The organism is Amnimonas aquatica, from assembly GCF_002943415.1.
GTDB classification, from domain to species: Bacteria; Pseudomonadota; Gammaproteobacteria; order Pseudomonadales; family Moraxellaceae; genus Perlucidibaca; species Perlucidibaca aquatica_A.
In genome coordinates this window covers 1-6,197 of sequence record NZ_PTQZ01000103.1, presented here as the reverse complement: position 1 = coordinate 6,197, position 6,197 = coordinate 1, and the positions used below count along the sequence as shown (strand labels likewise).

General features: G+C 67.9%; 5 protein-coding genes. 3 read left to right on the top strand and 2 right to left on the bottom strand.

The annotated features are described in order from the left end of the window. On the bottom strand, positions 1–1,630 hold a 1,630-nt coding region (locus C5O18_RS05475; protein ID WP_146089226.1), incomplete at its 3' end, for an Lnb N-terminal periplasmic domain-containing protein. 14 nt (positions 1,631–1,644) lie between these two features. Further along, entirely contained in the window at positions 1,645–2,124 is a 480-nt protein-coding gene (locus tag C5O18_RS05470) for a DUF3015 family protein (protein WP_105192174.1), read from the bottom strand. A 249-nt stretch (positions 2,125–2,373) separates the two neighbouring features. Here C5O18_RS05470 and htpG point away from each other — a divergent pair, with 249 nt between their 5' ends. The 3 genes from htpG (at position 2,374) to C5O18_RS05455 (ending at position 6,185) form a co-directional block, all read left to right on the top strand. Further along, complete coding sequence (gene htpG / locus C5O18_RS05465; protein WP_105192172.1) at positions 2,374–4,293, top strand: molecular chaperone HtpG; 1,920 nt, start codon at positions 2,374–2,376, stop codon at positions 4,291–4,293. A gap of 330 nt (positions 4,294–4,623) precedes the next feature. Next, positions 4,624–5,652, top strand: a complete 1,029-nt coding sequence (locus C5O18_RS05460) for an NAD(P)H-dependent glycerol-3-phosphate dehydrogenase (RefSeq protein ID WP_105192170.1) — start codon at positions 4,624–4,626, stop codon at positions 5,650–5,652. A gap of 2 nt (positions 5,653–5,654) precedes the next feature. Beyond that, positions 5,655–6,185, top strand: coding sequence for a SixA phosphatase family protein (locus C5O18_RS05455; protein ID WP_105192168.1), 531 nt, complete (start codon positions 5,655–5,657; stop codon positions 6,183–6,185). Positions 6,186–6,197: the final 12 nt, after the last annotated feature.

The window sequence follows — 6,197 nt, the reverse complement described above, 5'->3', positions numbered from 1 at the left end:
AGAGCGCCTGGCCGGCGCGCAGGCTGAGGCCGGCGCCACCCTCCAGCACGGTCATGGCGTGCCGGCGCGGGTTGTCATGACGCGCGCGCCGGTCGGGCAGGGCGCGATCGATGCCGAAACGGACCGCCCACGACAGCGGCTGGCGCAGGCCATTGGCCGGCGCCAGCGAATCGATGCCGACCAGCGTGGCTTCTTCGATGCCAAGTCCGTCGTGGTCGGCGCGCAGGTTGATGTCGAGGAAGTCGATGCGCGCGCCGTCGCGGTAACCGCCGCTGGCATCGAGCCAGTCGTGGTAGGCCGGCCGGATGCGCAGCACGGCGAAATCCTCGTGATCGTGGCCGACGGCCACGCCCCAGCGGCTGGTGCCGTGCCCGCCGGCCGGGTCGACGACTGGCCGGACAGGTGTCACGCGCTGGTCGGGCACCGGCACGCGGCTGCGCATCACCAGCAGCTGTCGCAGGGTCTCCGGCGTGTCCGCCTTCGGCACTTCGCGCGCGATGTAGCGGCTGTACAGGTCGTCGTAGGCGGTCTCCAGTGCCTGGCCCTGCTGCTCGGGCGTGAGCGTGGCGAGCACCGGGCTGTCCGGGGCCTGCATCAGCGCCAGCGCGGCGCGGTTCACCGCCGGCGCATTGCGCTCCACGGCCACGCGCTGGCGGGTGCCGCTGGCGGCGCGCCAGGTCACGCGGCGCAGCAGGCCGGGCTGGTCGAGCACGGCGCGCAGGGTGTCGGTGGGAATGGCCTGGACCGGGAACTGCTCCTGCAGGCGCAGGCCGGGGCGCGCCATTTCAAGCAGGCCGAGCAGCTCGTAGGAGCAGTTGCGGCTGAGGAAATAGTAGGGCGCGGTGAGCTGGCGCCATTCCCAGTAGGCCAGGATCAGCGCATCGGTTTCATCCTGCGTCAGGGCCAGCTCGTATTCCCAGAGGTCGCGACTTTCCCAGTCGTTGTATTCCTTGACCTTCTCGTAATAGGGCAGCAGCGAGAACGCACCGGGGTAGCCGCCGGTCAGGCCCTTCCAGGCGAACTCCAGGCCGTTGCTGGTGTTGGTCTGCGCGGAATAGTTGATGGCGTAGGCGAGCAGGCGGTTGTCATCGGTCTGGGTGCGGGCATCCAGGCGCAGCAGGGTGTGGCCGAACATGGATGACGGGTTGTTCAGGTAGTCGCTGGCGAACACCAGGGTGACCTGCGCGGTGTCCAGTGCTTCCAGCCAGGTCTTCAGCTCGGGGCAGTCCGCCAGCGGCCATTGCGCGGCGGCTTCGGGCAGGCGCTGCGCCAGCCAGCGGTGGCGGGCCGGGAAGCGGCAGGCGGGATGGTCATCGGCCTTGCCGGTCCGGGGTTCGGCGAAGGCGGCGAGCGTGGCCTCGAGTTCGGCGCCGGCATCCTGCGCGCCCTGCGGCGACAGGAAGAAGTCGGTGCGGTCGGCCTGGCTGCGGTAGCGGGTGTCATCCGGCGACGGATCGCGCAGCAGGCGATGCCAGTACGGGTCGGTCGCCAGCGCGGTCAGGGCCCGTGCGCCGGCATCGGCGTTGCCGGGGGGGATGACCGGCGCGGCAGTCACTGACAGCGGCAGCGCGGCCAGAATGAAAGAGCCCTGCCGAAGCAGGGCTCTGACGCGGCGAAAGACCGTCGGCATGTGCACGCCGGAGGTCAGGCCTTGATGTAGCCGGCGAGCTGGGCGTCTTCGGCCATGACGGCGTTGAGGGCGTCGAGCACCTGGCCGGCGGTCTGGTTGGCCGGGGCGAAGATCTTGCCGAAGTTGTCACGCGCAGCCTGGAAGAAGACCGGCTTGTCCTGTTCCGGCACGCCCATCAGGTCAGCGAGCACGTTCAGGCTTTCACCCTGGCCGACGGACATGTCGCGGGCCAGCTTCTCGATGTTGGAGCCGGTGTACATGGTCAGGCGCACGCGCGAGGTGATGGCGCCGTTCTGCTGGCAGCCCAGGGTACCGGTGGAGATGCCGAAGGTCTGGTTGCCCAGGGTGCCGTTGGTGGTCGCGGCGAGCACTTTCGGCACCAGGCCGGACTGGCCTGCCCACAGGATGGTGCCGACACCGCAGCCGACGTCCTGGTCAGCGAAAGAGACGGAGCTCATGCCGGCCAGCAGTGCCACAGCCATGATCTTCTTCATAGTGCAATCCTCTTGTTGTGGGGTATCCCTCGGCGCAGACCGGCTGTACGCGGCGCGCAGGCAGGGGATCGACCGAGTGTAGACCGTTTGACCGGGCTTGGAAGCGTCCTGGCGGTCAATTTGCAGACGAACGGCAGGCTTGAGATTTCCGTCGTTGCCACCATATCCACTGGCAGGCCGGGGACTTTGGTCCGGCCACGGGCTTTTCCGTACCGATCCGCACCACGATGCATCCGCGAGGCGCTTGCCATGAGCACTGACAACCTGAATTCCCGCGAGACCCTGGGCTTCCAGACCGAGGTCTCGAAACTGCTGCAGCTGATGATCCACTCGCTCTACAGCAACCCCGAGATCTTCCTGCGCGAGCTGGTGTCGAACGCGTCCGACGCCGCCGACAAGCTGCGCTTCGAGGCGCTGTCCGATGCTTCCCTGCTGGCCGATGACCCCGAGCTGGGCATCTGGCTGGAGGTCGACAGCGAGGCCGGCACCATCACCCTGCGTGACAACGGCATCGGCATGAGTCGCGACGAGGTGGTGCGCAACCTCGGCACCATCGCGCGTTCGGGCACCGCCGAGTTCCTGAACAACCTGAGCGGTGACCAGAAGCAGGACAGCCAGCTCATCGGCCAGTTCGGCGTCGGCTTCTATTCGGCCTTCGTGGTCGCCGACCGCGTCGCGCTGACCACCCGCCGCGCCGGTCTGCCGGCGGACCAGGGCGTGCGCTGGGAGTCGGCCGGCGAAGGCGAGTTCAGCGTCGAGACGGTGGATGTGCCGCAGCGCGGCACCAGCATCACCCTGCATCTGCGCGAGGCCTCGAAGGAGTTTGCCGACGAGTGGCGTCTGCGCGGCATCATCCGCAAGTACGCCGAGCACATCGCGCTGCCGGTGCACCTGCGCCAGCCGGCGCCTGCCGCTGCCGAAGGCGAGACGCAGGCGGCGGCCGAATGGGAGGTGGTCAACCAGGCAAAGGCGCTGTGGACGCGTCCGCGCACCGAGGTCAAGGACGACGAATACCAGGCTTTCTACAAGCACATCGCGCATGACTTCGACGACCCGCTGGCCTGGAGCCACAACAAGGTCGAGGGCAAGCTGGAGTACACCTCGCTGCTCTACGTGCCGGGCCGGGCGCCGTTCGACCTCTACCAGCGCGATGGCGCCCGCGGCCTCAAGCTCTACGTGCAGCGCGTGTTCATCCGCGATGATGCCGAGCAGTTCCTGCCGATGTACCTGCGCTTCATCAAGGGCGTGGTCGACTCCGCCGACCTGCCGCTGAATGTGTCGCGCGAACTGCTGCAGTCGTCGGACGTGATCGACAGCATGAAGTCGGCCCTGACCAAGCGCGCGCTCGACATGATCGCCAGGCTTGCGGATGACACTTCGGAGGCGGGTGCGCAGACCTACGCGAAATTCCATGCCGCCTTCGGCCAGGTGCTGAAGGAAGGCGTGGCCGAGGATCACGCCAACCAGGGCAAGGTCGCGCGCCTGCTGCGTTTCGCCTCCAGCACCACCGGCGAGGGTGCGCCGGTGGTCTCGCTGGCCGATTACGTCGGCCGTCTGAAGGAAGGCCAGGACACCATCTACTACCTGACTGCCGACAACTACACCACGGCCAGCCAGAGTCCGCACCTGGAGCTCTTCCGCCGCAAGGGCGTGGAGGTGCTGCTGCTCACCGATCGCATCGACGAGTGGATGATGAGCTACCTGACCGAGTTCGACGGGAAGCCGTTCCAGCACATCGGCAAGGGCCTGGTCGATCTGTCGAAGATCGCCGGCGATGAGGCCGACGCCGCACCCGAGGTCAGCGAGGCCCAGAGCCGGCAGGCCGAGGCGGTGGTGCAGCGCCTGCAGGCGGTGCTCGCCGAGCGCGTCAAGGAAGTGCGCACCACCAGCCGCCTGAGCGAGTCGCCGACCTGCCTGGTGCTCGACGCTTTCGATCCCGGGTTCCAGATGCGCCAGCTCATGGAGGCCGCCGGCCAGAAGCTGCCCGAGGTCAAGCCCATCCTCGAGATCAACCCGGCGCATCGCCTGGTCGAGCGCCTGGCCGGCGAGGCCGACGAAGCCCGCTTCCGTGATCTGGCGCTGGTGCTGCTGGACCAGGCCGCGCTCGCCGAAGGCGCGCAGCTGGAGGATCCGGCGGCCTACGTGCGGCGCATCCAGAGCCTGCTCTGAGCGGACAGTGGTGCTGCCTGCGGGGCGTGCCGGGCGGAAAACACGCTGAAAAGCGCTACAGTTTTCCGCCCGGCACGCCCCGCAGGCATATCCGCAGTTCCCCCAGGAGGCCGGCGTGGTGGGGAATCTTTCGATGCAGCGGTCTGGTGTGGGACCGGGAAAACTGTAGCAAAGCGTGTTTTCCCGGTCCCACACCAGACCGCTGCGTTGTTCATTCCCCCGCCACCCGACCGGATCGTCCGACAGAATTCCTTGGCGGCGAAAGGGTGCCCGGTATAATCCGGGCATCTTCCCGTGTGGTTCCGGGTATTTCGCCGCAAGGATTTCCATATGACCCAGTACAAGGTCGCGGTACTCGGTGGCGGCAGTTTCGGCACCGTGATCGCCAATCTGGCGGCCAGCAACGGTCATGCCACGACACTCTGGCTGCGTGATCCGCAGCAGCTCGCCGACATGCGCGAGCATCACGAGAACACGCGCTATCTGCCCGGTTTCCCGCTGGCGCCCGAGCTGATGTTCAGCGACGACCTGCAGGCCACGGTCGCCGCTGCCGATGTCGTTTTCGTCTCCATTCCCAGCAAGGCTTTCCGCTCGGTGCTGAAGGCGGCACGCCCGGCCTTCCGTCCGGAGCAGATGCTGGTCAGCACCACCAAGGGCATCGAGAAGGACAGCTTCGCGCTGATGAGCGAGATCCTGCGCGAGGAGTCCGGGCTGACGCGCATCGGCGTCATCAGCGGTCCCAACCTGGCCAAGGAGATCATGGCCCGCCAGCTCGCCGGCACCGTGGTGGCCAGTCCCGACGAAGGCCTGCGCACGGCCGTGCACGCGGTCCTGTCGTGCGCCCACTTCCGCGTGTTCTCCAACTCCGACATCTACGGCGTCGAGCTCAGCGGCGCGCTCAAGAACATCTACGCCGTGGCCTCCGGCATGGCGGCCGCGCACAAGCTCGGCGAGAACACCCGCGCCATGCTGCTGACACGCTCGCTGGCGGAAATGAGCCGCTTCGCCGTGCACCTCGGCGCCAACCCGCTGACCTTCCTCGGCCTCGCCGGAGTCGGCGATCTGGTGGCCACCTGTTCCTCGCCATTGAGCCGCAATTACCAGGTCGGCTTCGCCATCGGCCAGGGGCAGACGCTGGAGGAGATCGTCGAGGAGCTGGAGCAGACTGCCGAAGGCATCAACACCATCCAGATGGTCAGGCACAAGGCCGACGAGCTGGGCATCCGCATGCCGCTGGTGACCGGCCTGCACGAGATCATCTTCAACAAGCGCAGCCTGTATGACGTGGTGCTGGCCATGATGCTGGGCAGTCAGAGCAGCGATGTCGAGTTCGTGCTGCCCAAGCCGGGCGAGGCCTGAGCATGCGGGTCTATCTGCTGCGCCATGCCGAGGCCGAGCCCGAGGCGGCCAGCGATGACCTGCGCGAGCTGACCGATCTCGGCTGGGCGCAGGCCGAAGCCGCGGCGGACTGGCTCTGCGGCCAGATCGCCGGCCCGGTGAGGCTGGTCTGCAGTCCCCTGTTGCGTGCCCGCCAGACCGCCTCGGTGGTGCAGCAGACGCTGGGCCTGGGCGAGCCCGAGCAGCTCGAGGCACTGGTGCCCGAGGGCGATCCGCTGCGTGCCGAGCAGGCGCTGTCGCTGATCCTGCGCGAGCAGGCCGAGGAGCTGGTGGTGGTCAGCCACATGCCGCTGATCGCCAGCCTGCAGAGCTGGATCGAGGAGGGCATCCTGACCACCGGCGAGCCCTTCTCGCTGTCGGAAATGCGCGTGATCGAGGCCGATGTGCTGGCCCCTGGCCTGGGGCGTCCGGCCGGCCGCTTCCTGCCGGATGAGGCGCAGGGCGCCATCGCCGACCTGCGCGCACTGCTGGCGCGGCTGGCCGGCGAATCCTGAGTGGCCGAGCGG

What these genes read in the sequence shown, in the direction of transcription:
- C5O18_RS05455 (WP_105192168.1), top strand. Translation starts at nt 5,655, where the DNA reads ATGCGGGTCTATCTGCTGCGCCATGCCGAGGCCGAGCCCGAGGCGGCC.
- C5O18_RS05470 (WP_105192174.1), bottom strand. Translation starts at nt 2,124, where the DNA reads ATGAAGAAGATCATGGCTGTGGCACTGCTGGCCGGCATGAGCTCCGTC.
- htpG (WP_105192172.1), top strand. Translation starts at nt 2,374, where the DNA reads ATGAGCACTGACAACCTGAATTCCCGCGAGACCCTGGGCTTCCAGACC.
- C5O18_RS05460 (WP_105192170.1), top strand. Translation starts at nt 4,624, where the DNA reads ATGACCCAGTACAAGGTCGCGGTACTCGGTGGCGGCAGTTTCGGCACC.